Annotated in this window: 23 protein-coding genes; 11 read left to right on the top strand and 12 right to left on the bottom strand. The window is 70.1% G+C overall.

Annotated features, from left to right (window positions below):
- The first annotated feature begins 169 nt into the window (after positions 1 to 169).
- Genes ACFV5N_RS03590 through ACFV5N_RS03570 form a run of 5 tightly spaced genes read left to right on the top strand, consistent with a single transcriptional unit; the run spans position 170 to position 5,698 of the window.
- Positions 170 to 1,804, top strand: coding sequence for an ABC transporter substrate-binding protein (locus tag ACFV5N_RS03590; protein ID WP_385593515.1), 1,635 nt, complete (start codon positions 170 to 172; stop codon positions 1,802 to 1,804).
- A gap of 2 nt (positions 1,805 to 1,806) precedes the next feature.
- Positions 1,807 to 2,730 (top strand): ABC transporter permease, encoded by a 924-nt coding sequence (locus ACFV5N_RS03585; protein WP_385593512.1) that lies wholly within the window; start codon positions 1,807 to 1,809, stop codon positions 2,728 to 2,730.
- Positions 2,723 to 3,685 carry an ABC transporter permease gene (locus ACFV5N_RS03580; protein ID WP_385593509.1) on the top strand — a complete coding sequence of 321 codons (963 nt, stop codon included), beginning with the start codon at positions 2,723 to 2,725 and terminating at the stop codon, positions 3,683 to 3,685. Before ACFV5N_RS03585 ends, ACFV5N_RS03580 begins: the two co-directional genes overlap by 8 nt.
- Before the next feature lie 17 nt (positions 3,686 to 3,702).
- Positions 3,703 to 4,677 carry an ABC transporter ATP-binding protein gene (locus ACFV5N_RS03575; protein ID WP_385593507.1) on the top strand — a complete coding sequence of 325 codons (975 nt, stop codon included), beginning with the start codon at positions 3,703 to 3,705 and terminating at the stop codon, positions 4,675 to 4,677.
- Positions 4,670 to 5,698 carry an ABC transporter ATP-binding protein gene (locus tag ACFV5N_RS03570; protein WP_385593504.1) on the top strand — a complete coding sequence of 343 codons (1,029 nt, stop codon included), beginning with the start codon at positions 4,670 to 4,672 and terminating at the stop codon, positions 5,696 to 5,698. The genes ACFV5N_RS03575 and ACFV5N_RS03570 overlap by 8 nt, the downstream gene beginning before the upstream one ends.
- 8 nt (positions 5,699 to 5,706) lie before the next feature.
- On the opposite strand, the gene ACFV5N_RS03565 is transcribed toward ACFV5N_RS03570, so the two are convergent.
- Together ACFV5N_RS03565 and ACFV5N_RS03560 are read right to left on the bottom strand one after the other, a co-directional pair.
- The gene (locus ACFV5N_RS03565; RefSeq protein WP_019434864.1) at positions 5,707 to 6,057 is read right to left on the bottom strand and encodes a hypothetical protein; all 351 of its coding nucleotides are present in this window, start codon (positions 6,055 to 6,057) and stop codon (positions 5,707 to 5,709) included.
- Complete coding sequence (locus ACFV5N_RS03560) at positions 6,054 to 6,482, bottom strand: ATP-binding protein (protein ID WP_385593501.1); 429 nt, start codon at positions 6,480 to 6,482, stop codon at positions 6,054 to 6,056. Before ACFV5N_RS03560 ends, ACFV5N_RS03565 begins: the two co-directional genes overlap by 4 nt.
- A gap of 236 nt (positions 6,483 to 6,718) precedes the next feature.
- Here ACFV5N_RS03560 and ACFV5N_RS03555 point away from each other — a divergent pair, with 236 nt between their 5' ends.
- The 6 genes from ACFV5N_RS03555 (at position 6,719) to ACFV5N_RS03530 (ending at position 11,625) form a co-directional block, all read left to right on the top strand.
- Positions 6,719 to 7,579 carry a helix-turn-helix domain-containing protein gene (locus ACFV5N_RS03555; RefSeq protein WP_385593498.1) on the top strand — a complete coding sequence of 287 codons (861 nt, stop codon included), beginning with the start codon at positions 6,719 to 6,721 and terminating at the stop codon, positions 7,577 to 7,579.
- Between the two features lie 8 nt (positions 7,580 to 7,587).
- Positions 7,588 to 7,779, top strand: coding sequence for a DUF397 domain-containing protein (locus tag ACFV5N_RS03550; protein WP_354340044.1), 192 nt, complete (start codon positions 7,588 to 7,590; stop codon positions 7,777 to 7,779).
- A gap of 217 nt (positions 7,780 to 7,996) precedes the next feature.
- Positions 7,997 to 8,269: a putative ATP-grasp-modified RiPP gene (gene tgmA, locus ACFV5N_RS03545; protein WP_385593495.1), complete on the top strand. Its 273-nt coding sequence runs from the start codon at positions 7,997 to 7,999 to the stop codon at positions 8,267 to 8,269.
- Entirely contained in the window at positions 8,269 to 9,231 is a 963-nt protein-coding gene (gene tgmB, locus ACFV5N_RS03540; RefSeq protein ID WP_385593493.1) for an ATP-grasp ribosomal peptide maturase, read from the top strand. The genes tgmA and tgmB overlap by 1 nt, the downstream gene beginning before the upstream one ends.
- Positions 9,228 to 10,370, top strand: a complete 1,143-nt coding sequence (gene tgmC, locus ACFV5N_RS03535; protein ID WP_385593490.1) for an ATP-grasp peptide maturase system methyltransferase — start codon at positions 9,228 to 9,230, stop codon at positions 10,368 to 10,370. Before tgmB ends, tgmC begins: the two co-directional genes overlap by 4 nt.
- Positions 10,371 to 10,419: 49 nt before the next feature.
- Positions 10,420 to 11,625: a methyltransferase domain-containing protein gene (locus ACFV5N_RS03530; protein ID WP_385593487.1), complete on the top strand. Its 1,206-nt coding sequence runs from the start codon at positions 10,420 to 10,422 to the stop codon at positions 11,623 to 11,625.
- A 64-nt stretch (positions 11,626 to 11,689) separates the two neighbouring features.
- Here the strand turns inward: ACFV5N_RS03530 and ACFV5N_RS03525 are convergent, their stop codons facing one another.
- The 10 genes from ACFV5N_RS03525 to ACFV5N_RS03480 all read right to left on the bottom strand — a co-directional run bounded on the left by ACFV5N_RS03525 (position 11,690) and on the right by ACFV5N_RS03480 (position 22,517).
- Positions 11,690 to 13,327, bottom strand: coding sequence for a hypothetical protein (locus ACFV5N_RS03525; RefSeq protein WP_385593484.1), 1,638 nt, complete (start codon positions 13,325 to 13,327; stop codon positions 11,690 to 11,692).
- 254 nt (positions 13,328 to 13,581) lie between these two features.
- Positions 13,582 to 13,956 carry a DUF6113 family protein gene (locus ACFV5N_RS03520; protein WP_385593481.1) on the bottom strand — a complete coding sequence of 125 codons (375 nt, stop codon included), beginning with the start codon at positions 13,954 to 13,956 and terminating at the stop codon, positions 13,582 to 13,584.
- Positions 13,953 to 14,813 carry an N-acetyl-1-D-myo-inositol-2-amino-2-deoxy-alpha-D-glucopyranoside deacetylase gene (mshB, locus tag ACFV5N_RS03515; RefSeq protein ID WP_385593479.1) on the bottom strand — a complete coding sequence of 287 codons (861 nt, stop codon included), beginning with the start codon at positions 14,811 to 14,813 and terminating at the stop codon, positions 13,953 to 13,955. The genes ACFV5N_RS03520 and mshB overlap by 4 nt, the downstream gene beginning before the upstream one ends.
- Positions 14,814 to 14,826: 13 nt before the next feature.
- On the bottom strand, positions 14,827 to 15,021 hold the full coding sequence (locus ACFV5N_RS03510) for a hypothetical protein (protein ID WP_385593476.1): 195 nt from the start codon (positions 15,019 to 15,021) through the stop codon (positions 14,827 to 14,829).
- A 162-nt stretch (positions 15,022 to 15,183) separates the two neighbouring features.
- A complete protein-coding gene (locus ACFV5N_RS03505; protein ID WP_385593473.1) occupies positions 15,184 to 16,278 on the bottom strand; it encodes an ABC transporter ATP-binding protein in 1,095 nt (364 codons plus the stop codon).
- Positions 16,275 to 17,249 (bottom strand): ABC transporter ATP-binding protein, encoded by a 975-nt coding sequence (locus tag ACFV5N_RS03500; protein WP_385593518.1) that lies wholly within the window; start codon positions 17,247 to 17,249, stop codon positions 16,275 to 16,277. The genes ACFV5N_RS03505 and ACFV5N_RS03500 overlap by 4 nt, the downstream gene beginning before the upstream one ends.
- A 62-nt stretch (positions 17,250 to 17,311) precedes the next feature.
- The gene (locus ACFV5N_RS03495; RefSeq protein ID WP_385593471.1) at positions 17,312 to 18,289 is read right to left on the bottom strand and encodes an ABC transporter permease; all 978 of its coding nucleotides are present in this window, start codon (positions 18,287 to 18,289) and stop codon (positions 17,312 to 17,314) included.
- Positions 18,290 to 18,387: 98 nt separating this feature from the next.
- The gene (locus tag ACFV5N_RS03490; protein ID WP_385593469.1) at positions 18,388 to 20,208 is read right to left on the bottom strand and encodes an ABC transporter substrate-binding protein; all 1,821 of its coding nucleotides are present in this window, start codon (positions 20,206 to 20,208) and stop codon (positions 18,388 to 18,390) included.
- A gap of 24 nt (positions 20,209 to 20,232) precedes the next feature.
- Complete coding sequence (locus tag ACFV5N_RS03485) at positions 20,233 to 21,216, bottom strand: ABC transporter permease (RefSeq protein WP_385593466.1); 984 nt, start codon at positions 21,214 to 21,216, stop codon at positions 20,233 to 20,235.
- Between the two features lie 332 nt (positions 21,217 to 21,548).
- Positions 21,549 to 22,517, bottom strand: a complete 969-nt coding sequence (locus ACFV5N_RS03480) for a GNAT family N-acetyltransferase (RefSeq protein ID WP_385593464.1) — start codon at positions 22,515 to 22,517, stop codon at positions 21,549 to 21,551.
- Positions 22,518 to 22,634: the final 117 nt, after the last annotated feature.

Raw genomic sequence — 22,634 nt, 5'->3', positions numbered from 1 at the left:
ACCGCGCTCACCTTCTATAACGGCCACGGCCGCGGGGCATCCGGGTTCTCCGGCGGCCGTCGGCATGTGGGGGACACGCGCGTGTCGGGATGACTCGGGAGGCGTAGAACGGACTAAAAGGTCATATATTGCCTTAATGCGACTTTCGGTAGTCCGAGGAGGCCATCCCATGCGCGCAGCCACCCGCCTGAGCTGGGTCGTCGCCGCCACGACCGTCCTCGCCCTGACCGCCACCTCCTGCGGCGGCGGGAACGGCACGGCCGGCGGCAGCGCCGGGGTCGTCCGGGCCTCCTGGGGTGACCCCCAGCACCCGCTGGAGCCCGCCAACACCAACGAGGTGCAGGGCGGCAAGGTCCTCGACATGATCTTCCGGGGCCTCAAGCGCTACGACCCGGAGACCGGCGAGGCCATGGACGAGATGGCCGAGTCCATCGAGACGACCGACCAGCAGAACTTCACCGTCAGGATCAAGTCCGGCTGGACCTTCTCCGACGGCACCCCGGTCACCGCCGCCTCCTACGTGGACGCCTGGAACTACGGCGCCCACCTGGAGAACGCCCAGATCGCCAGCTACTTCTTCCAGTTCATCGAGGGCTACGAGGACGTCCACCCGTCCGACGAGAACGCCACCCCCACCGCCGACACCATGAGCGGCCTCGCCGTCGTCGACGACCACACCTTCACCGTCAAGCTCACCGAACCGTTCTCGCTGTGGCCCGAGACACTGGGATACGCCGCCTACGCCCCGCTCCCGCGCTCCTTCTTCGACGACCACGACGCCTGGCTGGCCAAGCCGATCGGCAACGGCCCGTACAAGATCGACACGTACACCAAGAGCCAGAGCATGAAGCTGGTGAAGTACGAGGACTACGCCGGCCCCGACAAGGCGCAGAACGAGGGCGTGGAACTGCGGGTCTACACCGACAACAACACCGCCTACACCGACCTCCAGGCCGGCAACCTCGACGTCATCGACGACGTGCCCGCCTCCCAGCTGTCGAACGCCGAGAAGGACCTCGGCGACCGCTTCATCAACCAGCCGGCCGGCATCATCCAGACCGTCTCCTTCCCGCTCTACGACCCCGCCTGGAGCAGCCCGGAGTCCGCCAAGGTCCGGCAGGGCCTGTCGATGGCCATCGACCGCGAGGAGATCACCTCCAAGATCTACTTCAACACCCGCACCCCGGCCACCGACTTCACCTCACCCGTCCTCGGCGACACCGGCGGCTACGAGGAAGGACTGTGCGGCGAGTTCTGCACCTTCGACCCGGAGCGGGCCCGCCAGCTGATCGAGGAGGGCGGCGGCCTGCCCGGCGGCAAGATCACCCTCAGCTCCAACGTGGACACCGGCTCGCACCGCCAGTGGATGGACGCCGCCTGCAACAGCATCAACAACGTGCTGGACAACACCGCCGCCTGCACCGTCAACCCGGTCCCCACCTTCGCGGACTTCCGCAACCAGGTGACCAACCGGCAGATGACCGGCATGTTCCGCACCGGCTGGCAGATGGACTACCCGCTCATCCAGAACTTCCTCCAGCCGCTGTACTACACCGACGCCTCCTCCAACGACGCGGTCTACTCCAGCCCCGAGTTCGACCGGCTCGTCAACGAGGCCAACAGCGCCTCCGACGAGGCCGAGGCCGTCGCGAAATTCCGCGACGCCGAACGCGTCCTCGTCCAGGACATGCCCGCCATCCCGCTGTGGTACCAGAACGGCACCGCCGCCTACTCCACCCGCGTCAGCGACGTCAAGCTCAACCCCTTCTCCGTCCCCGTCTACACGGACATCAAGGTCAGCTGACCATGGGGCGTTACGTCGTACGCCGCCTGCTCCAGATGATCCCGGTCTTCATCGGGGCCACCTTCCTCATCTTCGTGATGGTGTACGCGCTCGGCGACCCGGTCGCGGCCCTCTTCGGCGACCGGGCGCCGGACCCCGCCACCGCCCGCCAGCTGCGCGCCGAGTTCCACCTCGACAAGCCGGTCTGGCAGCAATACCTGCTCTACATGGGCAACATCTTCACCGGCGACTTCGGCACCGCCTTCAACGGCGAGCCCGTCACCGACCTGATGGGCCGCGCCTTCCCCATCAGCTTCCGGCTGATGCTCACCGCCCTGGTCATCGAACTCGTCCTCGGCATCGTCCTCGGCGTCATCACCGGACTGCGCCGCGGCCGGGCCTTCGACACCTCGATCCTCATGGCCACCCTGGTGGTCATCGCCATCCCCACCTTCGTCCTGGGCACCACCGCGCAGTTCTTCTTCGGCGTCCAGCTCGGCTGGATCAACCCCGCCGTCAGCCCCGAGGGCCGGTTCGGCGAACTCATCGTCCCCGGCATCATCCTCGCCCTCGTCTCGCTCGCCTACGTCACCCGGCTCACCCGCACCTCGGTCGCCGAGAACACCCGCGCCGACTACATCCGCACCGCCGTCGCCAAGGGCCTGCCCCGCCGCCGGGTGACCGTACGCCACCTGCTGCGCAACTCCCTCATCCCGGTCGTCACCTACCTCGGCGCCGACATCGGCACCCTGATGGCCGGCGCCATCGTCACCGAGCGCATCTTCAACATCCAGGGCGTCGGATTCCAGCTCTACCAGGGCATCCTGCGGCAGAACTCACCCACCGTCGTGGGCTTCGTCGTGGTCCTCGTCCTCATCTTCCTGCTCGCCAATCTGCTGGTCGACCTCCTGTACGCCGTGCTCGACCCGAGGATTCGCTATGTCTGAACCACCCCAGCCACCGCCCGTAGGACCCCCGGAAGCGCCCATCGCGATCGCGGCGGGCGACGGCCGGGGCGAATCGCCGCCGCCCACCGGCGCGGAACCGGGACGCGCGCGCAGCCTGTGGTCGGACGCCTGGCACGACCTGCGCCGCAACCCGGTCTTCGTGGTCTCCGCGCTGCTCATCTGCTTCCTGGTGCTGATCTCGATCTGGCCCTCGCTGATCGCCACCGAGTCACCGCTGCGCTGCCAGCTCTCCCGCTCCCTGGAAGGCGCGTCCCCCGGCCACTGGTTCGGCTTCGACACCCAGGGCTGCGACGTGTACACCCGCACCGTCTACGGGGCCCGCGCCTCCATCGCCGTCGGGGTGTGCGCCACCCTCGGCGTCGCCCTGGTGGGGACGGTCATCGGCGGGCTCGCCGGCTTCTTCGGCGGCTTCTGGGACGCCCTGCTCTCCCGGGTCACCGACATGTTCTTCGGCATCCCGCTGATCCTGGGCGCCATCGTCTTCCTCAGCATGATCAAGCTCTCCGGCATCTGGCCGGTGGTCCTGGTCATCGCCGCACTGAGCTGGCCGCAGATCGCCCGCATCGCGCGCGGCGCCGTCATCACCGCCAAACAGAACGACTACGTGCAGGCCGCCCGCGCGCTCGGCGCCTCGCACTCCCGCATCCTGCTGCGGCACATCCTGCCGAACGCCATCGCCCCGGTGATCGTGATGGCCACCATCATGCTCGGCACCTTCATCGCCCTGGAGGCCACCCTCAGCTACCTCGGCGTCGGCCTGCGCCCGCCCACCGTCTCCTGGGGCGTGGACATCTCCGCCGCCTCCACCGGGATGCAGTTCCGCAACGCCCCGCACATCCTGCTCTACCCGGCCGCCGCGCTGTCGCTGACGGTCCTGGCGTTCATCATGCTCGGCGACGCGGTACGCGACGCCCTCGACCCCAAGCTGCGCTGAAGGGGAGGCCACGGGCCATGCTGCTGGAAGTACAGGACCTGCACGTCGAGTTCACCACCCGGGACGGCCTGGTCAACGCCGTCAACGGCGTCAGCTACGCGGTGGACGCCGGCCAGACCCTGGCGGTACTGGGTGAGTCGGGCTCCGGCAAGTCGGTGACCGCCCAGGCCATCATGGGCATCCTCGACTCGCCCCCCGGCCGCATCAGCAAGGGGAAGATCCTCTTCCAGGGCGAGGACCTGCTCACCATGGGCCGCGAGGACCGGCGCCGGATCCGCGGCGAGAAGATGGCGATGATCTTCCAGGACGCGCTCTCCTCCCTCAACCCGGTGCTGCCCGTCGGCTACCAGCTCGGCGAGATGTTCCGGGTGCACCGCGGCGCCTCCCGCAAGGAGTCGAAGGCCGCCGCCATCGAACTCATGGAACGCGTCCGCATCCCGGCCGCCAGGGAACGGGTGGGCGACTACCCGCACCAGTTCTCCGGCGGCATGCGCCAGCGCATCATGATCGCGATGGCCCTCGCCCTCGAACCCGACCTCATCATCGCGGACGAGCCGACCACCGCCCTGGACGTCACCGTCCAGGCCCAGGTCATGGACCTGCTCTCCGAACTCCAGCAGGAGTACCGGATGGGCCTCATCCTCATCACCCACGACCTCGGCGTCGTCGCCGACGCGGCCGACGTCATCGCCGTCATGTACGCCGGCAAGATCGTCGAACACGCCCCGGTGGACGCCCTGTACAAGCGCCCCGCCCACCCGTACACCAAGGGCCTGCTGGAGTCGATCCCGCGCCTGGACCGCAAGGGCCAGGACCTGTACGCCATCAAGGGCCTGCCGCCCAACCTCGCCCGTATCCCGCCCGGCTGCTCCTTCCACCCCCGCTGCCCCATCGCCCGCGGCCGGTGCACGGTGGATGTCCCCCCGCTGTACGAGGTGGCCCCGGACCGCTCCAGCGCCTGCCACTACTGGAAGGAGACGATCGGTGACTGAGGCGCTGCTGGAGGTCCGCGACCTCGTCAAACACTTCCCGCTCACCCAGGGCATCCTCTTCCAGCGCCAGGTCGGCGCGGTACAGGCCGTGGACGGTGTCTCGTTCACCCTGGCTCCCGGTGAAACCCTCGGCGTGGTGGGCGAGTCGGGCTGCGGCAAGTCGACGGTGGCCAAACTGGTGATGAGCCTGGAGAAGCCCACCTCGGGGGAGATCTTCTACAAGGGCGAGGACATCACCCGGCTGAGCGGCCGGGCGCTGAAGGCGGTGCGGCGCAACATCCAGATGGTGTTCCAGGACCCCTACACCTCGCTCAACCCCCGGATGACGGTCGGCGACATCATCGGCGAACCGTACGAGATCCACCCCGAGGCCGCCCCCAAGGGCGACCGGCGCCGCCGGGTACGGGAACTGCTGGACGTGGTCGGCCTCAACCCCGAGTACATCAACCGCTATCCGCACCAGTTCTCCGGCGGCCAGCGCCAGCGCATCGGCATCGCCCGCGGCCTGGCGCTCAACCCGGAGATCATCGTCGCGGACGAACCGGTCTCCGCCCTCGACGTCTCCGTCCAGGCGCAGGTGGTCAACCTCCTCGACCGGCTCCAGAACGAGTTCGGCCTCTCCTACATCGTGATCGCCCACGATCTCTCCATCGTGCGGCACATCTCCGACCGGATCGCCGTCATGTACCTGGGCAAGATCGTGGAGACCGGCACCGAGACCCAGATCTACGACCACCCCACCCACCCGTACACCCAGGCGCTGCTGTCGGCGGTCCCGGTCCCCGACCCGGAGCAGAGCGCGCTGCGCGAACGCATCATCCTCACCGGCGACGTCCCCTCCCCGGCCAACCCGCCCTCCGGCTGCCGCTTCCGCACCCGCTGCTGGAAGGCCCAGGACCTCTGCGCCCGCGTCGAACCGCCCCTGACGGTCCCCGCGCCCTTCCCCGACCCGGCCACCGGGGCCCACCACCCCTCGGCCTGCCACTTCGCCGAGGAGAACCAGCGCGTCGCCGGGGCCTGAGCACCCGCTCACCGCGCCCCCAGCCAGAGCCCGGCGGCGGTGGAGGTGAGCGAGAGGATGCCCGCGATGGTGACGGCGGCGACGGAGTTGATCGCGGTGTCGTAGCGGCGCTCGTCGGCGGAGACCCCGTGGGTGCTGGTGGTGGGCGCGCAGGGCTCCGGCGGAGCACCGCGCACCCAGCGGGCGAGCCGGGTGGTGCACGGCTCACAGGCATGGAACGGCCGGCTCCGGCCGAACCCCACGACCGGCCCGAGCCACATGACCAGGACCCCGGTCCTGGCACACATCAGGCAGTCGCCTTCCTCGGCCCACCCGGAGATCACATCGGTCTGCACCCACACCTGGGTCGGCACGTTCACCGGCCACCCCCCGGCAGCACACACCGGAACCAGACGATCTTCCCGGCGCAGCGGAGGGTCCGCTCACACCCGAACCCGTCCGCCATCCCCCGCAGCATCCACAGCCCGCGCCCGCCCTCGGCCTCCCCGTCGGGCACGGACGGGATGACGGGCAGCCGGCGGGAACGGTCGAAGAGCTGCACGGTCACCTCCCACCCGATCCGCGTCATCCGCAGATAACAGCGCGGATTCTCCACGTGCCGCGCGACGTTGGTGATCAGCTCGCTGACCCCCAGCCGGACCAGCTCCACGGTGTCCCGGTCGCCACCCCACGCGAAAGCGATCTCCCCGGCCACCGCCCGCCACCGACCTACCTCGACGGCGCAGGCCGTTAACGACTGGCCGTACACGTTCATGCCGTAGGTGACCTGCACCGGGTTTGTCATCGCACCTCCAACGCAGCGGTTGAGAGCAGGCGTTGCGGAGCGCACGCGCAGCCACGAGCTGTAGCCGGGCGGGAGCGCAACGTCAGCGCCATCAGACTGGACCCAGCTGAGGACGTTATGCAAGCCCATGTGTCGCAGACTTGCAGTACATTCACGCTACGGAGTGAAGCGCGTTCCTTTGCAGCGAACTGGTAGGGCACACTGAGCCGATCGCACCTGATGCAGAGGAGGTTGTCGTGGGGCAGCCAGTGATGACGGTCCGCAGAGTGCGGTTGGGCATGGAACTGCGTCGGTTGCGTGAGCATGCGGGCAAGTCCCAGCTGGAAGCCGCTCACGTCATTGATGCGAGCGACGCGAAGATCAGCCGGGTCGAGTCGGGGAAGACCGGGATGAGTCGACTCGAACTCACGGCGCTGCTCGACCTCTACGAGGTCAACGATGAGACGCTGCGCGAAGCGCTCGTCGAGCTCAACCGGAACAGCCGCAAGCGAGGGTGGTGGCAGCAGCGCAAGGACGTACTTCCGCCCAAGCTCATGGAGCTGATCGAGCTGGAGTCAACGGCCGGCCAGATCTTCCAGTACGAAGCCAACCTGATCCCCGGTCTCTTTCAGACAGAGGCATACGCCCGCGCGATTATCGGTGGCTTTCCGACGCCCCATGTCCCACCCTTGGATGAAGCAGTTCAGGTTCGCCTGGAGCGACAGAAGATCCTTGATAGTCCCGACGCACCTCGCATCATCTGCGTACTGGACGAGGCAGCCCTCCACCGTCAGATCGGCGGACCGTCCGTGATGGCCGAGCAGCTCCGCAAGCTCGTCGCCATCGCGAACCCACCGCATCTGTCGATCCAGGTCCTTCCGTACAGCGCGGGTGCTCACGCAGGTTTGGACGGCCCGTTTCTCCGGTTCGTGTACCCCGCGCCCGCTCACATGGACCTCGTTCTGCTCGAACACAAGGAGAGTAGGGTCTTCATCGAGGAAGAGGCCGATCTTGAGGCGTACCGGACTGCCGAGGAGCACCTGCGGACTCAAGCCTTGTCCTCTGCCGAAACCATGAAACTGATCTCTGCCATCGCGGCAGATTTCGATCACGCGTAGGGGAAGCCATGCGGTATGACCTGCCGATAGCGGGGTGGCGTAAGTCGAGCTATTCGAGTACGGGAAGCGGCAGTTGCCTGGAGACCCAGGTCACGGAGGACGGCCTGGTCGCGGTGGGCGACAGCAAGGACCGCTCGCGCGGTGCGTTCGTGTTCTCCGTCGCCGGGTGGTCCGCGTTCGTCAACCACCTCAAGGGCTGACGCGGCGCGTCATCCCGTCGCGGGCGCCACTCGCGCTGCGCCCGCGCAATCAGCGTCGTGTCACTGCTCCCGCCGACCGCGTAGCCCCGTATGACAGCGGAAACGATCCTGGTGAGCGGCCTGATGGCCTCTCGACTCAGCGGTCCGCGACCGTAACCCGGTTACCTGCTGAGCCGTTGAGTTATCGGCTTCGCCCGGAAACGGAGGCACGCCACAGATGACGCAAACCCGCGCGCCATGGGGCACACAACGAATGGGGCCGTACGCGGTCACCGCCACGAGCCCGCAGTACACCCCCGTGATCGACCCGGAAACACAGATCGCGATGATCGTGGACGAGCAGGGCCGGACGGTCGAGCTGGGGGGCCATGGCACCAGCACAAGCGGCCTGACAGCCACCGAAACTGTCCCGGGTGACGGCGCCGCTCCGGGCGGGCCGTCCGATACGGACAGCATGGAGTCGTACGACCAGGATGAGAGTTCTGGCTGATGCGTGACAGCGGGTCGGTACTGGTGCTGACCAATCCCTACGATGTGACGGCGGATGTGGTGTTGCGGGAGCTCGCCGTACGCCGGGTTCCGGTCGCTCGTCTCGATCCCGGCACCGACCTGCACACGGGTGCCTCGCTGACTGCCATGTACCACATGGGCGAACAGCGGGGTGCCCTACGCACGGCGAGCCGGGAGATCGAAACCGGTGGGATCCGGTCCGTGTGGGTGCGCCGACCCTCGCCTTACGAGGGGCCGCAGGGACTGAGCGGTCAGGACCGCCGGTTCGCTGCGGAACAAGCCTTATGGGGTACAGGGGGCATCCTCGCGTCACTGCCGAACGCGCACTACATCAACCACCCGTGGAACAACCGGGCTGCGGAGTACAAAGCCCGTCAACTTTCAGCGGCACAGGGCTGCGGTTTTCTGGTGCCGCCCACCGTGATCACTAACGACCCGGTTGAGGCACGGGAATTCGTGGCCCGTCAGCCGCGTGGAGCGGTGTACAAACCGCTGTGGAACACGCACTACCAGGTGGACGGCCAGCCGCACAGCGTGTGGGTCGAAGAGGTGCGCGCTAACGAGATCACCGATGCCGTATCTGTCTGTCCGCACCTGTTCCAATCCAGGGTGGACAAGGCGTTCGACGCACGGGTGACAGCCGTCGGAGACCGGCTGTTCGGGGTGCGGATCGACAGCCCCGACCTTGACTGGCGCTATCGGCAGGACCGGATGACGTGTACGCCGGTCGAGGTTCCTGAGTCGGTCACCTGTGCTGTCCGCTCCTACCTCAGCGAACTCCTCCTGATTTACGGTGCGTTCGACTTCGCCGTCACTGCTGCGGGTGACTGGTACTTCCTTGAGTGCAATCCGAATGGCCAGTGGGCGTGGCAGCCGGAGGAGACCACCGCGGCAATCGCCCACGCCCTCGCCGACCAATTGGAGAAAGGCCCCGATACATGAGTGCATCGGCTCAGCTCCGTAACGCCCTGGCGGACAGACTCACCGAGGACGGCGTCCTCGCCGACCCCGAGTGGCAGGAGGCAGCCAGGGCGATGCCCCGTGAGCTGTTCACGGGGTCCTACTTCATGCCGGTAGCGGGCAGCGTACCGACCGGCTACCGCCCTGTCCGAGAGGGCGACCCTGATTGGCTGGAGGGGATCTACTCCGACGAAACACTGATCACTCAGCTCGACGGCGGCACCAGGCCCGACGACGTGATCGAGGGGACCGTGACGGGAGCACCGTCGTCCTCGTCCACCCTGCCGTCGCTGGTGCTGCGCATGTGGCAGCAACTCGGCGCCAAGGCGGGGCACCGGGTGCTGGAGATCGGCACCGGCACCGGGTATTCGACCGCTCTCGGCGCACACCGCCTCGGCGACGCCAACCTCACCAGCATCGAGTACGACCCGATGGTGGGTCAGGCTGCCGCGACGGCGCTCAAGGCGGTCGGCTTCGCCCCCCGGCTGGTGATCGGTGACGGGCTGCGTGGTGACCCGGACGGAGCGACGTACGACCGGCTCATCGCGACGTGTTCGGTCCGCTACCTTCCACTTCAGTGGCTGCACCAGGTGATGCCGGGCGGAAGGATTCTGGTCACGCTCTCCGGGTGGATGTATGCCAATGCCCTCGCGCTGCTCGACGTGACCGGCCCCGGGCGGGCCACGGGCCGCTTTCTGCCCGGCTACACCAGTTTCATGATCGCCCGGCCGCACGACCGGCCGCCCCGTCCGACACTGACCCTGCTGCCCGGAGAGGAGCGCCCGAGCCGGATCGACCCGGCGAAGCTCGACACCTGGACCGGCAAGTGGATCGCGCAGCTCGCCGCGCCCTCGGCCGAACGCATGGGGACGGGGGCGGAACAGATCCTCTGGGACGTATCCAGCGGGTCGCAGGCCCGGACGGCCCCCGGTCCCGATGGCGGCTGGACCGTCGTACAGCGCGGGCCCCTCCGCTTGTGGGATCGGGTCGAGGAAGCCGTACAGCACTGGCAAGCCGCCGGTGAGCCGCATCAGGAGGAGTTCGGTATCACCGTCTCACCCGCTGGTCAGCGGGTGTGGCTCGGCAGCGAGGACGGCCCGGGCTGGAACCTGCCGATCTGACGGTCAGCCGCCGTGAAACAGCCCCGAGCCTTCTGGTACGGAGAACATCATGACCGTTGAATCCGATCGGTCCGGCCGCGCCCGCTCCGCCATGGGGCTGGCGCGGTTACTTCGGGAGTCCGGGGCGATGAGCCGTGATTGGGCGGATGCCTTCGCGGCGGTGCCGCGTGAGGTGTTTCTGCCGGATCTGATGTGGCCGTACGACATGGACACCGGTGTGAGCCGTTCCGTGGACCGGCGGACGGATCCCGTGGAGTGGGAGCGCGCGGCGTACGCCAACGTTCCGATCACCACCCAGTGGGACGACGGGCAGCACACCGGTCCCGGGCCGGGGCGGCTGCCGACCAGTTCGGCGAGTATGCCGTCCGTCGTGACGCGCATGCTGGCCGACCTCGATGTCCGCCCCGGCGCCCGGGTGCTGGAGATCGGCACCGGGACCGGGTGGAACGCCGGGCTGCTCGCGGAGCGGCTCGGTGAGCGGTCCGTCGTGACCGTCGAGGTGGACGAGCGGGTCGCCGCCCGGGCGCGGGGCGCGCTCGGCAGCCTCGGGCTGTACCCGGAGGTGGTGTGCGCCGACGGCCGTCGGGGCCACCCGGCGGGGGCGCCGTACGACCGGGTGATCGTCACCGCCGGGGTGCGGGGGTTCCCGCCGGAGTGGCTCGCGCAGACCCGGCCCGGTGGGGTGGTCCTCGCCCCGTGGGGTACCCACTACTCCCACGAGGACGCCCTGGTGCGGCTGTCGGTGGCGGAGGACGGGAGCGCGAGCGGGCCGTTCCTCCGGCCGCTGGAGTTCATGAAGATCCGGGCCCAGCGCCTGGACTGGCAGCGGTTCGCCGGGCATGTCGGGGAGTATCCGGGGGACGCCGTCGCGTCGGTGACCTCGGTCTCGCTCGCGGAGTTGGGGGAAGGGCGGCGGTTCCGGGGCGTGCGGTTCGTCCTGGGGTTGTGTGTGCCGGAGTGCGCCCATGTACTGAACACGGGGGAGGGGGAGGCGACGCTCTGGTTCTTCGACATGACCGGGGGCTCCCGCGCCTGGGCGTCGGTCCGGTTCCGCGACGGGGAGCGGGAGGCCACCGTCCACCAGTGGGGGCCGCGCCGGTTGTGGGACGAGGTGGCGCGGGCGCTGGCGTGGTGGCGGGAGCGGGGGCGCCCCGGGGTGGACGCGTTCGGGCTGACCGTGACGCCGGAAGGGGTCTGCCGGACGTGGTGCGGTGGCCCGGGGGAGCCGGTGCCGTCCTTCGGGGGTGGGGGATAGCCGGACGGGATAGCGGAAGGCCCGGCGCCACCGGGGTGGGGCCGGGCCTTCGGGGTGGTGCGGGTCAGCTCGGGTCGAGGTCGATGACCGCGACGCGCTTGGCCGGGTCCGTCTCGCGCAGGGCCTCGCGCAGGGCGCCGGCCACGTCGGTGGGTTCGACCGGGGTCTGGGTGCCGTTGCCCCGGGTCACCAGCACGCCGTCGAACTGGGAGCCGTAGAGGGACGCCAGCACCTCCAGGTCGTACACGTCCACCAGGGTGCCGTCCACCGCCTTCATGGACAGGAACTGGTGGATCGAGTTCTCCGGGCTCATCGGCAGCGAGATCCCGCCGGCCTCGATGTAGACCATGTCCGACATCGCGGGCTCGGCGAACTCCGCCATCGCCCGGGCCACCTCTTCCTCGGTGATCTCCGGCTCCACCGTCGTGGTCGGCAGCGTCACCGGGGTGTTCTCGCCGCCGGCCGCGCGGGTGCGGAAGGCCGACTCCACGGCGTCCGCCGCCGCCTCCACGTTGATGCCCTCGCCCGCCTTGCCCGGCTGCGCCTGCGGTCCCTCGCTGCTGAAGGTGATGGAACCCTCCACCGGGGCGCCCGAGCCGAGGCCGGCCGTCAGGTCCTCCAGGGCCACCGTCAGCTTCTCCCGGTCGACCGCGAAGACCGCGTCCACCGGCCGCTCGCTGCCCAGCAGGGAGCCGAAGACGGACGCCGGCGCGTAGTCGGGTCCGGCGGCGGCGCGGACGGTCGCCTCGGTGTCCACCGCGAGGCCCGCCACGCTGGGCTTCAGCTCCAGTTCCGCGTCGCCGACCTGGAGCAGCAGCGGCGCGTTGTTGGCCTCGTCCACCGCCGCGTCCAGCAGGGCGACGGCCTCCTGGGTGGTGCGCCCGCCGATGTCCTGGCCGAGCACGGTGGTGCCCTTGGGGACGTCCTCCTGGTTGAGCAGCAGCCCGGTGCCGTAGGCGGCGACGCCCAGCAGCACCACGGCGACCACCACGAGCTTGCCCAGCTTGCCGGCCTTGCCCTTGGCCTTCTTGGGGGCGGCCGGGGCCGGGGCCGGCGCGGGGGCGGGCTCCTCGGGGTCCTCGTCGAAGTCGAGCGCGGGCGGCGGTACGGCGGGGCCGCCGGCCGGCTCGCCGAAGACCGGGATCGCGGCGGTGTCGCCGTGGCCCGGCGGGGGCGGCGGCGGGAACGGGCCGCCCAGGTCCAGGGTGGGGCCGCCCGGCTCCTCCGTCACGGCGGCGGCGGGCAGGGCGAGGTCGCCGGTCGCCGGTCCCGTGGTGGGGCCGGACGGCGGGGTGGTGCTCACCGGGCGGGGCGGCAGCCCGGTGCCCTCGGGCGGGGTGTCCGGGAACCAGGCCGGGTTCGGGCCGGTCTCCTCCGGCTGCGGCGTGCGCGGGGCCGGGGGCGCGTCGAAGGTGGTGTCCCCCAGCGACAGGGCGCCGGTCTCGTCCGCCTGCGGGGGCTTGCGCGGCTCGAACCACGAGCTGGTCTTCTTCTTGGCCGGGGCGGCCGACTCGCCCAGGCCGCTGGAGGTCGCCCCGGTGGCCTTCGGCCGGACCGGCAGCCCGGGCGCCGCGGGTGCCGCCGGAGCGCGGCCGGCCGCCGGCAGTTCGTCCCCTGCCGCGTCGTCGTCCAGCGTCTCGCGCATGACAACGGGCGGAATCGGCCGGGATCCGGGGATGTTGATCCGGATCCGGGTCGTCATCGTGGTCTCGGTCTTCTTCTCCGCCGGCTGCGCCGCACCCGGCGGGGTACCGTCGTTCCCCTCGCTGCGCTGGGGGTCCCATCCCCGGGGACTGGGGGACGGACTGTCAGTTTCACGACTCAAGGCAGGATCTCCCGGTTGGTTTCACCGGCCGGCCCGGTTCACTGGCCGGGGCCGGGCGGCAGCCCCACCATACTGGGGTCGCCGCGAACGTACGGCCTCAGCACGAGATTGGCACATCCGTGCCCGGGGGTTCACCGGCGGGGGCCGGGGAGCCGCTCCGGCGGCACCCAGAACATCGGACGGCCGACCGGCGCGAGGGCCCAGCACACTCCGGCCAGGACCATACCGCCCAGCAGGAAGATGTAACTCGTCGCCCCCGTCGCGAAGATGAAATCGCCCTGCGGGCGGGAACCGGTGAGCGCGAGCACCGCGAGCACCCAGCCGGCCGCCGGGGCGCCCACCCCGGCGCGCGAACGGGTCAGGAGCGCGCCGCCGAGGAACAACGCCGCCGCTCCGGCGAGTGACAGCAGCAGGCCCAGGGGTGACCAGCCGGCCTGGATCAGCGATCCCGCGATCCCGCCGACGGCGCCCAGCACCCCGAGCCCGATGTAGGCCGCGATTCTCATCGGATCTCCTCCGGATCCAGACCGGCGAAGACGTCCGTGGCCCCGGGAGGGACCGGGACGCCCGCGGCCAGTGTGTAGTACTCGGTCTCCCACAGCGGCTGGACCAGGTCATTGGACAGGGCGAAGGACGTGCCGTCCTCCCGCACCGTGATCTGGGTGGCGTGGGCCGCCATCGCCCGCCGCTTGGCCGCCGCGTCGGCCGCCGTGCCGCGCACGGTGATCGCGACGGAGGCGTCCGGGACGACGCCGGGCAGGTCGCTCAGCGCCGCGACCGCCTCGGCGGGCCGGGCCGTGTCCGTCAGCGAGGACAGCCGCCGCCCGGCCTCGGCCGCGGGGAGACAGGTGTAGAGCACCCGGGCGATCCGGTGCCGGGGGGCGGCCAGCTCCGCGCCGCGCAGCGCGACCCGGTGCGCCTGGATGTGGTCGGGGTGGCCGTAACCGCCCTGCGGATCGTAGGTGATCAGTACGTGCGGGCGGACGTCCTCGATGACGTCGGCCAGTTGCCGGCCGGCGAGGTCGGGGTCCGCGCCCCAGAAGGCGTCCGGGGCCCGGTTCGTGGTCAGGCCCATCATGCCCGAGTCGCGCCAGCGGCCCGGGCCGCCCAGCAGCCGGTGGTCGCGTACGCCGAGGGCCCGCATCGCGGCGGTCAGTTCCCGCGCGCGGTACGGGCCCAGGGCGTCGTCACGGTCGGCGGCGAGATGCGCCAGCTCCGGCGGGATCACCTCGCCCTCCTCACCGAGGGTGCAGGTGACGAGTGTGACCCGGGCGCCGGCGGCCACGGCTGCCGCCATCGTCACGCCGTTGCCGATCGACTCGTCGTCGGGGTGGGCGTGCACCAGCAGCAGACGCGGACTCATGCCCCGAGCTTACTCAGAACGAGAGATTGCTGATCATCCCGGCCACGCTGGAGGTCACGTCGTTGATGGTGGGGGCGATGTTGGAGCTGGCGAGATAGAAGCCGAACAGCACACACACCAGCGCGTGCATGCCCTTGAGTCCCGCCTTCTTGATCAGCAAGAAGACAATGATCGCAAAGAGCAGCACTGCGGAGACGGAGAGCGCCACCGGGATCACCTCCAGGTCGTGACCGGGTCCGGGCAGGGGGAGCGGCCCCTGGGCCGGGGTTGCCCACGGGAAGTCCTACCCATCGTGCGCAACGGACTATAACGATCAACGTGGCGGCATAACTCGGTGCACAGGAGCAGAAGAGGGGCGCACGCCCCCGTCTCACGACGGCTCGCGCATCACGATGTCGTGCTCCCTGGCAACGGTCGAACCTTCTTCCGGGTAGTGGCATGCGGTGAGGTGACCGGGACCGTTGCCCTCGATCCGTACCAGCGGCGGCTCCTCGGCGGCGCAGCGCTGGGTGGCCTTCCAGCAGCGGGTGCGGAAGCGGCAGCCGGAGGGCGGCGCGGCGGGGGAGGGGACGTCCCCGGCCAGCCGGATCCGCTCCCTGCGCGCGCCGCCCGCGGGGGTACCGGACGCGGCCGTCGTCCCGTCCGCTTCCTCCTCGTCCGACAGGTCCACCTCCGGCACCGCCGACAGCAGGGCGTGGGTGTACGGATGGCGGGGGTGCTCGTAGATGGCCTCGCGGTCCCCGACCTCCACGATCCGGCCCAGGTACATCACCGCCACCCGCTGCGAGAAGTGGCGTACCACGGCCAGGTCGTGGGCGATGAACAGAAAGGCGATCCCCAGTTCGCGCTGCACCCGGCGCAGCAGGTTGACGACCTGGGCCTGGATGGAGACGTCCAGCGCGGAGACCGGCTCGTCCGCGATGATCAGCTTGGGGTCCAGCGCCAGCGCCCTGGCCACCCCGATCCGCTGCCGCTGGCCGCCGGAGAACTCGTGCGGGAAGCGGTTGTAGTGCTCGGGGTTGAGGCCGACCGTCTCCAGCAGCTCCCGGACCCGCGCCTCCCGGCCGCCGGGCGGCCGGATGCCGTTGATCTCCATCGGGCCGCCGATGATGGTGCCCACCGTCTGGCGCGGGTTGAGCGAGGAGTACGGGTCCTGGAAGATCATCTGGATCTCGGAGCGCACCGGCGCCAGCTCCCGGCGCCCGGCGCGGGTGATGTCGCGCCCCCGGTAGGAGATGGTGCCGTCGGTCGGGTCGAGCAGCCGGGCCAGCAGCCGCCCGGTGGTGGACTTGCCGCAGCCGGACTCGCCGACCAGGCCGAAGCTCTCGCCCTCGTGCACCGTGAGGTCCAGGCCGTCCACCGCGCGCACCGCGCCGACCGTGCGGCGGAACGGGAAGCCGCCCTTGACGGGGAAGTGCTTGGTCAGTCCGCGGGCCGTCATCAGCGGGGCGGGGCCGTCGGTCATCGCGGCTGTCCTTCCAGGCGGGGGCGTACGTGGACATCGAACAGCGTCCGCCGCTGCCCGGCGTCCAGATGGCAGGCCGCGCCCCGGCCGTCCGGCAGGGCGGGCCGCTCCTCCGTGCAGCGTTCCGGCGGGTCCACCGCGTCCCGGTGGGCGCAGCGCGGGGCGAACGGGCAGCCGGCCGGGGGGTGCAGCAGGCTGGGCGGGGAGCCGGGGATGGGCAGGAGTTCGCGCTCGGTGTCCCCGGTGAGCCGGGGCATGGAGCCCAGCAGGCCCCAGGTGTACGGGTGCTGGGGGCGGCGCAGTACCTCGCGGACGGTGCCGCGTTCCACGGCCCGGCCCGCGTACATCACCAGCACGTCGTCGCTGACCTGGGAGACCACGCCGAGGTCGTGGGTGATGAGGATGATGGCGGAGCCGAACTCCTGCTGGAGGTCGCGCAGCAGGTCCAGGATCTGGGCCTGGACGGTGACGTCCAGCGCGGTGGTGGGCTCGTCGGCGATGAGCAGGTCCGGGTCGCACACCAGCGCCATGGCGATCATGGCGCGCTGCCGCATGCCGCCGGAGAACTGGTGCGGGTAGTCGTCCACCCGCTGCCGGGGGTTGGGGATGCCGACCTTGCCCAGCATCTCGACGGCCCGCTCGCGCGCCTCGCGTTTGCCGGCGCCGCGGTGCTTGCGGTAGGGCTCGGCGATCTGCCGGCCGATGGTGTAGTAGGGGGAGAGCGCGGTGAGCGGGTCCTGGAAGATCATCGCGGCCTTGTTGCCGCGCAGCCGCTGCAACTGCCGCTCGCCGGCGCCGATCAGCTGCTGCCCGTCCAGTTCGATGCCGCCCTCGATGGTGGTGGTGCGCGGGTTGTGCAGGCCGAGCACGGCCTGGTTGGCCACCGACTTGCCGGACCCCGACTCGCCGACGATGCCGAGGGTGCGGCCCCGCTCCAGGTCGAAGGAGAGCCCGTCCACGGCCTTGACCATGCCGTCCTCGGTGCCGAAGTGCACGCGCAGATCGCGTACCGACAGATAGCTCACGGATGCTCCTAGGACAGCCGCACGCGCGGGTCGATGAGGGCGTAGGCGGCGTCGACGACGATGTTGAAGAGGACGATCATCAGCGCGGCGAACAGCATCACGCCCATGAGCATCGGCAGGTTGGACTTGGTGACGGATTCGACGGCGAGCCGGCCGAGTCCGGGCAGGGCGAAGGTGTACTCGGTGACCATCGCGCCGCCGAACAGCGAGCCCATGTCGATGCCGATGATGGTGACGATGGGGATGAGGGAGCCGCGCCAGGCGTAGCGGAAGAACACGGTGGGCCGGGACATGCCCTTGGCCCGCGCGGTGCGGACGTGTTCCTCCTGGAGTTGTTCGATGAGGGTGGCGCGTGCCATGCGGGTGTAGTTGGCGGTGAAGATGGTGGAGAGCACCAGCCAGGGCAGCAGCAGGCCCTTGAACCAGCCGAGCGGGTCCTCGGTGAGGGGGACGTACTGGGGCTGGGGCAGCAGCTGGGTCTGGTAGACGAACAGCGCCAGGGCGAGCGGGCCGAGGAAGTAGATCTGCATGGAGGAGAGCACCAGCGAGGTGGAGCTCATCACCTTGTCGAGCAGGGTGCCGCGCCGCCAGGCGGCGAGCATGCCCAGGCCCAGGCCCAGGAAGAGGAAGACGACGGCGCCGCCGAGGGTGAGCGAGACGGTGGTGGGCAGCCGGTCGAGGATGGTGTCCAGGACGGGGCGGTTGTCGGCGAAGGAGAAGCCGAGGCAGGGGGCGGGGCAGGGCCCGGCGGCGAAGTCACGGCCGGCGAAGATGCCGATCATGTACTCCCAGTACTGCACGGGCACGGGCTGGTCGATGCCGAGGTTGCGTTCGACGATGGCGAGCTGGTCGGGGGTGCAGACCTTGCCGCAGGCCAGCAGGGCGGGGTTGCGGGGGATCGCGTAGAAGAGGAAGAAGGTGACGGCGCTGATGATCAGCAGGATGGCGACGGCACCCAGCGAGCGCCGGAAGAGAAAACGGAGCATCTGGTAGGCAGCTTTCGGTGACAGCCGGCGCCGGGGTCACCGGCCCGCCGGGCCCGGGTGGGCGGGGCGGGCCGGTGACGGCCGATCGCGTCGCGGGGTCAGTCCTGGATGACGTACAGCCGGTGCATGTCGACGGTGCTGAAGTCGTTGTTGAAGACGGCTCCGCCGATCCGCGACCCGTGCAGGATGTTCTGCTTGTAGTAGAAGAGGGGCACGGCGGGCAGGTCCTCCTCCAGGATCCGCTTCTGGAGGTCGAACCAGGCGGTGGCCGCCTCGTCCGCGTCCGACAGCAGCAGGATGCGGTCGATCTCCTCGTTGATGTAGTCCTGGTTGATGTGGCTGTAGTTGGACGCGCCGTCCTGGATGGTGCGGCCGTCGTACTGGGCCGGGATCACGGTGGCGGCGGAGAGCCAGTCGTGGCCCCAGTTGCTGCGGTAGATGTCGTAGCCGTTGTCGACCTGGCCGATGGTGTCGTAGTACTGCTCGGTGGGGACCTCGCTGCGGTTCACCGAGAAGCCGGCCGTCTCCAGGGCGTCGGCGATGGCCACGGCGGCCTGCTGGTCCTCGGGGGCCACGTGGTGGAGGTAGTTCAGCTCGTAGCCGACCGCGTCGGCCTCCTCCAGCAGCTGCCGGGCCCGTTCGGTGTCGCCCTGCGGCAGGGCGAGCTTGCCGTACGGGTCGTAGTCGGGTTCGTACCCGGGCAGCAGCGGGGAGATGAAGCCGCCCGCGTAGGAACCGCCGATGGCGCCGCCGTAGGCGTTGAGCACGCCGTTGAGCGGGATGGCGTGCGCGATGGCCTCACGGACGCGCTTGTCGGTGACGGTGTCCTGGTTGATGACGAGCGAGGCGACGAACACCTGGTAGCCGCTGACCATCCGCTCCTGGACCGCCGGGTCCTGGACGACCTCGGCGGAGCCGGCGTCGATGCCGTTGTTGAAGCTGATGGCGTACTGGTTGTCGCCGTTGTCGGCGGTGAGGCGGCCGGTGGAGTCGTCCTGGCTGTGGCCGAAGGTGATCTCGTACCGGTCCGGGTAGGCGTTGCGCGCGGCATCGCTCTCGGGCACCCAGTGCTCGTTGCGGGTGAGGGTCATGGACCGGCCGGGGCGGAAGTCCTCGATCTGGTAGGGGCCCGAGGTCAGCGGGTCCTGGTCGTAGTTCTCCTTGGTGTCGCCCTCCTGCGAGACGGCGAAGTAGCCGGGGAGGGTGAGGGCGTACGGCAGGTCGTTCTGCGGCTGGGCGAAGTGGAAGACGATGGTCTTCTCGTCCGGGGTCTCCAGCACGCTGTCGGGCAGGTGGTCGCCCTCGTAGGGGCCGTCCGGGAGCAGTTCGCGGTAGGCGGCGCCCTCGGCGTCGGCGAGCCAGGACTGGATGAACGTCGGTCCCTGGGTGATGAATTCGGCGAACTGCCGCTCGAAGGTGTGCCGGATGTCGGCGGAGGTGATGGGAGAGCCGTCGTTGAAGTAGATGTCGTCCTTGAGGGTGTACGTCCAGGTGCGGCCCTCGTCGGAGACGGTGCCCGCGTCGGTGGCCAGGTCGCCGACCACCGAGTAACTGCCGTCGTTGTGCAGCCGGGTGGTGGTGAGGCCGCGGTGCAGCAGGCGGGCGATGGTCATCTCGTGGGCGACGTAGACCTGCGCCGGGTCGAGATGGTCGGGGGAGGTCTCCTGGAGCACCCGTATGGTGCCGCCGGGCTGGGCGCCCGGCACCTCCTCGGCGGGGCCGGTGGAGCCGGCGGCGTCGGCGAACTCGATGCTCTGGAGGGTCTCGGGGCCGGTGTCCCCGCCGCCACCTCCCGGGTTCTCCTCGCCGCCCCCGCCGCCGCTGCTGCACGCGCCGAGGAGGAGGGCGCCGGCCAGGGCGAGGGACGCGGCCCTGGTGCCCCGTCCGGACAGTGGTCTGCGTCGCGTCGTGATGGTCATGGCTTCGGTCGCACCTCACATCGGTCAGCGGTCGGACTTCGGGTCGAAGGCGTCCCGTACGGAGTCCCCGAGCAGGTTGAAGGCGACCACGAAGATCACCATCGCGACGCCGGGGAAGAACATGTAGGTGATGTCGCTCTTGTAGACCCGGGCGCCGGTGGCGAACATCCGGCCCCAGTCGGGGGTGGGTTCGGTCATGCCGACCCCGAGGTAGGAGAGTGCGGCGGCGGTGGTGACGAAGCTCGGCAGCATGTAGGTCGTCTGCACCAGGGTGGGGGAGACGACGTTGGGCAGCAGTTCCTTGCGGATGATGCGCCAGGGCGAGGCACCGGAGACCTTGGCCGCCTCCACGAACTCCCGGTCGCGCAGGGAGAGGGTGGCGCCGCGCAGAATGCGGGCCAGGGTCATCCAGCCGAGAATCCACAGCACCACGACCACCGACAGCACCCGGACGTAGGTGGGTGTTTCCTGCCGTGGATCGACGAACAGGCTGGTGACGATGGGCAGGAAGGCCACGAAGAACAGCTGGTTGGGAAAGGCCATCAGCAGATCGATGAGCCGGCTGATGGTGTAGTCCCACTTCCCGCCGAGATATCCGGCGGCGATGCCGAGCACGATCGCGGTGAGGGTGGCCAGCACGGTGACGGCCAGCGCGATGAACAGCGAGGTGCGGATGCCGTACACCAGCTGGGTCAGGACGTCGCGGCCCATGAGGGGTTCGAGGCCGAACCAGAACTCGCCGTCGATTCCGCCATTGGGCTTGACCGGATAGCCGTACTCGTTGAGCAGGGTCGGGTCGATCTGCCCGTACCGGGTGTACGGGTCCTTGCCGTAGAGCCAGGAGATGACCGGGGCCAGCAGCCCGATCGCGAAGAAGAACAGCACCACGCAGGCGGAGGCGACCCCGACCTTGTCGCGGCGGAACCGGCGCCACATCAGCTGTCCCGGGGAACGCCCGGTCAGCTCGGAATCGGCTGCGGCCACGGCAGCCTTCGACCGACGAGCCATCACATGACTTCCCCCCACCCGATGTCGATACGCGTGTAGAGCGGGACTGTGGCAAGGCGCGCGGGGGCTCGTCAAGAGAAAGCAGTGGTATAAACCTATGATGATAATTCAGCGCGGCATTGCTGCACGGAATGACGCGCACGCACCCGGGATGAAGCATTCACCTTCCGGAAATGTGCCGACAGCTGACCCCCGCCCCCGCGATTAACACGGCAGCAACCTGCCGGACCCGGCACCGATATGCGGACAGCCCAGACTGAGGCGGTACGGCCGTGCGGGTGCCGTAGCCCGGGGCGGCGCGGCGTTGACGACCGCACCGCCCCGGGCGCCTCTCAGAACGCCGTCCGGTAGTGGTAGTGGTGGTGATCCGTGAAGCCCAGCCGGTCGTACAGCACCCGGGCCCCCTCGTTGCCCGGCTCCACCTGGAGATACGCCGCGCTCGCGCCCTCCGCCAGCGCCACCCGCGCCAACTCCGCCATCAGCGCCGTGGCCAGCCCTTGCCGCCGGTGCTCCGCGGCCACCTCCACCGCCGCGAACCCCGCCCAGCGCCCGTCCACCACACACCGCGCCGCCGCCGCGCCCGGCACCCAGGCGAACCGCACGGCGGGGCCCCGGGACAGCACCCGCGGCGCGGTGTCCGGGGCCTCGCGGTGCCGCGGATAGGCCGCCAGCCACTCCTCGGTCAGCTCCCGCCCGACCCGGACCCGCGGATCCGGCTCCCGGTCGGCCAGCGGCGCCAGCGGCGCCACCCGCAGGATCGCCGGCCGCTCCGCCCGCCATCCGGCCCGCTCCAGCGCGGCGTCCAGCAGTTCGTCGGTGCCGGCCGCGCCGGTGTCCACCTGGATCCGGGCCGGCAGCCCCCGGTCCGCGTACCACCGGCGGATCCGGTCCGGATCGGGGTCGCCCGGGCCCACCCGGTGCGCGGAGTTGGCACGGGCCGTCCAGCCCCCGGCGGCGTTCAGCAGCCAGTCGCCGATCCGTTCCGTCTCCGTACCCGGCCAGGAGCGTCCGGCCACCGCCGTCAGCTCCCGCGCGGAGGCCGCCGGGGTGCCCCGGCGGCGCGCGGGGGCCTCCGGCACGGTCTTTCCGGCCACCATGGCGGATTCGGCGAGCTGTACCCGCTCCCCGTCCCGCCGTGTGATGCTCAGCACCCCGTCCGACCAGGAGGTGAGGACCCCCACCGTGTCCGTATACCGGGCCGGGGCGTCACCCGGGGCGGCGATAGTCCGAACAGAGACGCGTTTGCCCAGGTCAGCAGGGGTGATCGTAACTCTGAGGCGTCCGCCCGTGGTGAACTCCACCGTCTTGTCCGCCCCTCGGATTACTTCTTGTCCGTTCGACCCGCGATACTAGAGGGTGAGCATCGACGACGCCGCGCCCCCGCGCGCCCAGCGGCTGATTGCCGCCCCTTACCGAGG

This window comes from Streptomyces sp. NPDC059853 (assembly GCF_042731495.1).
Taxonomy (GTDB): Bacteria; Actinomycetota; Actinomycetes; order Streptomycetales; family Streptomycetaceae; genus Streptomyces.
Note: the sequence above shows the minus strand (reverse complement) of the source record. Positions and strands in the feature narration are given on the sequence as shown.

Excerpts from the sequence above, each read along its gene's own strand:
- ACFV5N_RS03505 (WP_385593473.1), bottom strand. The coding sequence starts at position 16,278 with ATGACCGACGGCCCCGCCCCGCTGATGACGGCCCGCGGACTGACCAAG.
- ACFV5N_RS03550 (WP_354340044.1), top strand. The coding sequence starts at position 7,588 with ATGCGGTATGACCTGCCGATAGCGGGGTGGCGTAAGTCGAGCTATTCG.
- tgmC (WP_385593490.1), top strand. The coding sequence starts at position 9,228 with ATGAGTGCATCGGCTCAGCTCCGTAACGCCCTGGCGGACAGACTCACC.
- ACFV5N_RS03560 (WP_385593501.1), bottom strand. The coding sequence starts at position 6,482 with ATGACAAACCCGGTGCAGGTCACCTACGGCATGAACGTGTACGGCCAG.
- ACFV5N_RS03585 (WP_385593512.1), top strand. The coding sequence starts at position 1,807 with ATGGGGCGTTACGTCGTACGCCGCCTGCTCCAGATGATCCCGGTCTTC.
- ACFV5N_RS03530 (WP_385593487.1), top strand. The coding sequence starts at position 10,420 with ATGACCGTTGAATCCGATCGGTCCGGCCGCGCCCGCTCCGCCATGGGG.
- ACFV5N_RS03580 (WP_385593509.1), top strand. The coding sequence starts at position 2,723 with ATGTCTGAACCACCCCAGCCACCGCCCGTAGGACCCCCGGAAGCGCCC.
- ACFV5N_RS03525 (WP_385593484.1), bottom strand. The coding sequence starts at position 13,327 with ATGACGACCCGGATCCGGATCAACATCCCCGGATCCCGGCCGATTCCG.
- ACFV5N_RS03495 (WP_385593471.1), bottom strand. The coding sequence starts at position 18,289 with ATGCTCCGTTTTCTCTTCCGGCGCTCGCTGGGTGCCGTCGCCATCCTG.
- tgmA (WP_385593495.1), top strand. The coding sequence starts at position 7,997 with ATGACGCAAACCCGCGCGCCATGGGGCACACAACGAATGGGGCCGTAC.
- ACFV5N_RS03490 (WP_385593469.1), bottom strand. The coding sequence starts at position 20,208 with ATGACCATCACGACGCGACGCAGACCACTGTCCGGACGGGGCACCAGG.
- ACFV5N_RS03520 (WP_385593481.1), bottom strand. The coding sequence starts at position 13,956 with ATGAGAATCGCGGCCTACATCGGGCTCGGGGTGCTGGGCGCCGTCGGC.
- ACFV5N_RS03500 (WP_385593518.1), bottom strand. The coding sequence starts at position 17,249 with ATGGTCAAGGCCGTGGACGGGCTCTCCTTCGACCTGGAGCGGGGCCGC.
- ACFV5N_RS03485 (WP_385593466.1), bottom strand. The coding sequence starts at position 21,216 with ATGGCTCGTCGGTCGAAGGCTGCCGTGGCCGCAGCCGATTCCGAGCTG.
- mshB (WP_385593479.1), bottom strand. The coding sequence starts at position 14,813 with ATGAGTCCGCGTCTGCTGCTGGTGCACGCCCACCCCGACGACGAGTCG.
- ACFV5N_RS03590 (WP_385593515.1), top strand. The coding sequence starts at position 170 with ATGCGCGCAGCCACCCGCCTGAGCTGGGTCGTCGCCGCCACGACCGTC.
- tgmB (WP_385593493.1), top strand. The coding sequence starts at position 8,269 with ATGCGTGACAGCGGGTCGGTACTGGTGCTGACCAATCCCTACGATGTG.
- ACFV5N_RS03575 (WP_385593507.1), top strand. The coding sequence starts at position 3,703 with ATGCTGCTGGAAGTACAGGACCTGCACGTCGAGTTCACCACCCGGGAC.